The 4,395-nt window shown below is 66.3% G+C and carries 2 protein-coding genes; both read right to left on the reverse strand.

From position 1 onward, the window contains the following. The coding region (locus DMB66_RS52600) for a SpvB/TcaC N-terminal domain-containing protein (RefSeq protein WP_305027780.1) at positions 1–2,285 on the reverse strand (2,285 nt) is incomplete at its 3' end. Between the two features lie 179 nt (positions 2,286–2,464). After that, entirely contained in the window at positions 2,465–4,273 is a 1,809-nt protein-coding gene (locus tag DMB66_RS52605; protein ID WP_125811589.1) for a LamG domain-containing protein, read from the reverse strand. Positions 4,274–4,395: the final 122 nt, after the last annotated feature.

The raw sequence follows: 4,395 nt of genomic DNA on the forward strand, positions 1-4,395 counted from the left end.
AGTTCCGAGTTGTCGTAGGCCCATGCCGGGCTGTCGAGGTAGTCGTAATTGGTCTGCTGGTGCTCGAAGCCGCCGGTGTTGTCGTAGACGTCGACGCGGTTGACGACGTACTTGTTGAACCAGTCGATCTTGGAGTCTTCGCCCTCGGCGGCGTAGTACTGCGGGAAGCAGCGCTTGGTGTTGGCCCACGGCTTGGGCAAGGTGATGTCGTCGCACTCGGGCTTGGAGTAGGTGACGCCGATCTGCGCGCCGGACTCCGTGGTGATCGTCTCGATGCGGCTGCGGAACAGGCTCGAGTGGCCGTTGGGCGTGTCCACCCGGTTCGGCATGACGTCGGCATTCGGGTTGAAGACCACTGCCGGGTCGGTGACCGCCGGGCCACCGGCGCTGGTCACGTTGCCGGTGTGGACGATGCTCTTCAGCCACATCGGGGTGCTCTCGTTGCCGCCGGCCTGCAGGTAGGCATGTGCAAGTTTGTAGGTCCCGACGGGGGTATAGGCCGTCCCGCTGCCGGAGTAGACCTCGGTCCTGATCGCGGCGAGTCGCTTGTTGGTCCAATAGGTCGGCGAGTACTGCGACTCACAGGGGGCCTTGTCGCAGTACTGATCCCACGGCGTGTCCGGGAAGCGCTTGGCGATGGGCTTGCCGCCGCTGGTACGGCAGGTGCCGATACACCGGTCGACCGTGTCGAACAGCACCCGGTTGACCGGACGCACGGTGGACGCGTCGTCGCTGCGGCTGCCGTACTCGACCTTGGTGAGGTAACCGGACCGGTCATAGGTGGTGCGCTTGTCCTTGTCGCCCTCGCGGGCGTAAGCGCCGGTCTCCTTGCCGTAGAAATACGTGATCGTGTTCTTGTTCGGGTCGACGGCGTAGTCGAGGTTCCACCGCCAGGCACGGGTCACCCGCGACTTGGCGAAGTCCTTGTCGTAGCCGGGCTCGTCGGGATGGTTGCTGTAGACCGGCAACGTCCACGCGGACCCGGTGTCCTCACCTGATGAGGTGCCACCGTCGGTCTTGCCACGCCCGAAGTAGTACTGGGTGCCATCGACGGTCGTGACACGCCAGTAGGTCTTGTCGTCATCGCCGTTGTCGATGCCTTTGACCTGCTCGATCCGCGAACCGTCGTCGGCGACACCGTGGTAGCGCACATTCGAGTCGCCCGGTCCGCTGTCGGTGGCCGCATCCTTGACCAGTTCGGTCGACGCGCCGTTGAACGACATCGTCGCGTTGTCGTTGAACCAGCACTGGTCGTCACCGGCGACATCCTTGTTGTTCGCCGCCTTACCGCCCTGCTCACCCTTGTCGTCGGCGCAGGAACGGTAGCTGCGCTCGATGTAACCAGGCTCGAGCGACCACCCGTCACCGATCCACGAGCCCTGGGTGTTGTTACCGGAGGTGCGACCGTCGATCGATGCCGAGGAGTAGCTCAGCGCCAGGTCGGGTGCCATGCCGCCGGGCGGCGGCGGGGTCTTGATCGGGTACGACCAGGCGAACGCTCCGTTCTGCTGCGACACCTGCCAGGTCGACGCAGGCGTGAGCGTGGTCGCCTTGTAGTCGCCGTTCTCACCTTCCGGTGCGGCGGCCAGAGCGAACGAGGACACCGCTCCCGCCGCGGCCAGGGACACACTCGCAGTGACCGTCGCGCGACGGGTGTCGTTGGTCGACGGCACCGGCTGGCCATCGGAGAGTCGGACCAGCCGCAGCCGGCTCAGCGCATCACCGCTGAACATGCCGGCCACCGAGCGGTAGTCCACCGCGAGGCGGACCTGCCCGGCCTGCTTCACACCGTCGGCGCGGGCCACCCGGACCACGAGACCGCGCACACCGAGACCCTGCGCGGCGGTGCGACTCAACGAGCTGACCCGCACCTTGCGCACCGTGCCCTCGGCGTCTCGTGCGGCCGCATTCTGTGAGGCGGGGGCCTTGGTCACTGAGGCGACGGAGATGGGTAGCTGCCCGGCCCGAACGCGGGCAGTGGACTGCTGGGTGAGGTCCACCACCTGTTCATCCGCTGGCATCTCGGGGTCGGGTGGCAGGTCGGCTTCGGTGAGTTCGCGAGCCTCCGCGGTGTATTCCGGCAGAGGCTTCGCGACCACCGGTGTCACCTTGATGCCTTTGACATCGGTGGGCGTCGCAGCCGCGAGGGCCGCGGCCGCCGGAGCGTCCGGGAGTTGCCCGACGATGCCTGCCACCAGCGGCAGCACGAGCAGCGCCCGCAGCAGCCGTGGGCCTGTGCGCCGGCTGCGCCGAGAGGTACGCGAAAGTGCGGCGTTCGCCGTCACACCAGTCTCCTGTCAGCCGCTGACGCGGCGGTCCCCCGTGTACCGGCCAGAACCGGCTGAGCAATCTCGGATACGAGTAGGTGCTGCGTCACTGGTCTGTCACCCGGGCGCAGCCGGTGATGGCGGTGTCCCGGGCGAGATCGCAGGCGGCGGTCCGCCCGGGACAGCGATCGATCAGGTCAGGCTTCCGGGATCTGTTCGGCCTGCGACTTCTCAAAGATGTCCTGCTCCGACCAGACACGCGGAGTCACATGGACCTCGTCGATCTCGCCGACCCACTGGTCGCTGAGCGCGCTGGTCCAGCCGCGACCGATCGCGAACTTGCCGGTGGCCTCCCAGGTCGCCGTGCCGGGAGTCTCGGCCAACACCCCATCGGTCGCTGGCGTGCCGTTGACGTACAACTGAATCTGCTTACTGAACGGGTTCACGATGCCGACCAGATGCACCCAGGCTCCCGCCTCGACGTGGCTGGTGGTGCAGGCGTCTGTCGTGGCGGCACCGACCGTATCGGTGGCCGCAATCGTGAAGCACCAGGCCGGATCGTTTGCGCTGTCGGTGTCGATGTTCAGGTCCGTGCGATAGCCGAGCTTGAACATGGAGGTGTTCGTGCCGTCCTGCGAGACCGCCACGCGAGCAACGGCCGGCAGCGGCGACGGTTCTTCGCTCTGCTCGTCGTCGGGCGGCGTCTGCTCCTCGTCGGGGTCGTCACCGGTACCGGGATCGGGTTCCGGCTGCGGATCGGTACCGGGATCGGAGCCGTCGTCGGTCGTGGGCGGCCCCGGCAAACGCACCCAGGCGGCGACGGTGAAACCTGCCGCGGAGCGGGTGTCGAACACCGGCGCGGAGGTAGTGAGCTCACCGCTACCGGAGAACGTCATGGCCGAATCGCCCCCCTTGCCGGCAACCGACCATACGGTGCCCGTACCCGAGGCCGTGACGGGACGGTTGTTGTCGGGCGCTGAGGCGGCTGTCGTACCCGTTCCCTCATCGAGCGACCAGTACCAGGCCTCGCCCACCGGGCGGACCTTGAACAGGTAGTCGGTGACCCCGGACAGATTCCCTGCGGTGTCGATCGCCTTGACCGTCAGGGTGTTGACCAGGTCTCTGGTCGGTTCGATCGTCCGCTGCACCACACCGGTGCTCAGCGGCGTAACCGACGTCTCTTCGGCGCCGTTAAGCGAGTAGGTGTAGGTCTTCACACCATCGGCCGAGTCGCCGGGGCTGAACGTGAACACGCCGGGCACCTTCGGACCGCCGTTCCAGCCGTCCACCGGATACTTGTCGCTGGAAACCTTCGGTTTGTTCGGGTTCGCTGTGTCGACCTTGAATCCGAACCAGTCGGAATAGGCACCGCAGAGGTAACCGTCACAGGCCTTGCCCCGCCAGGCGTACGACCCGTCCTTCAGATCGGACTTGAGCTGCCAGGAGCGCGGGCTGTTGCTGGCTATGCCAGTCATGGTCTTCGCAGAGGTGGCGACCAGGGTGGCCTTGTTGCCGGTGTAGACCTCGTACACGTACATCAGCTTGCCGGCGTTGGGGTCGGCCGCCTTCATCCTCAGCGTCGGTCGCTTCGTCGACGTGACCGCAGTGCCGCTGCCACACGCCGCGTAGCACGGGCTGAACGCCAGACCGGTCGGCTTGCCGGGGGTGTGGTTGTAAAAAATGTCGAGGTACGCCGAGTCCGGCACCAGCTTCTTCCACTGGAACTCGTCGGACTCGCTCTTGGCCCGGAACGCCAGGGTGATCGTGCTGCTCGCCGTCGCATCCTGGAAGGCATCCCTGACCGCTGTCTGGGCGAACCTGACCTCGTCATTGCCCTTCGGGCAAGCGCTCTTGTTCGCGGTCGCGTTGACCTGGCCCAGCGACTTCCACCACTTGCCCTTCGTGCTGTTCCACGTCACCGACGCTGACTTCTCGACCCGGTTGGTACGCCACAGCTGGAACGGCGACGGCGAGCAATTGGCGCTGTGCCGCACGTTGACCAGCACGGCCGCCCTCTTGATCGTGGCGTCCTTGAGCTTCGTCACGTCGAACTGCACGATCGTGCGCCAGTCGTCGTCCGAGGAACCGTGCCACACCTGGCCCACCCGCATGTCACCACGCGTCGACT

It is taken from the genome of Actinoplanes sp. ATCC 53533, assembly GCF_003947245.1.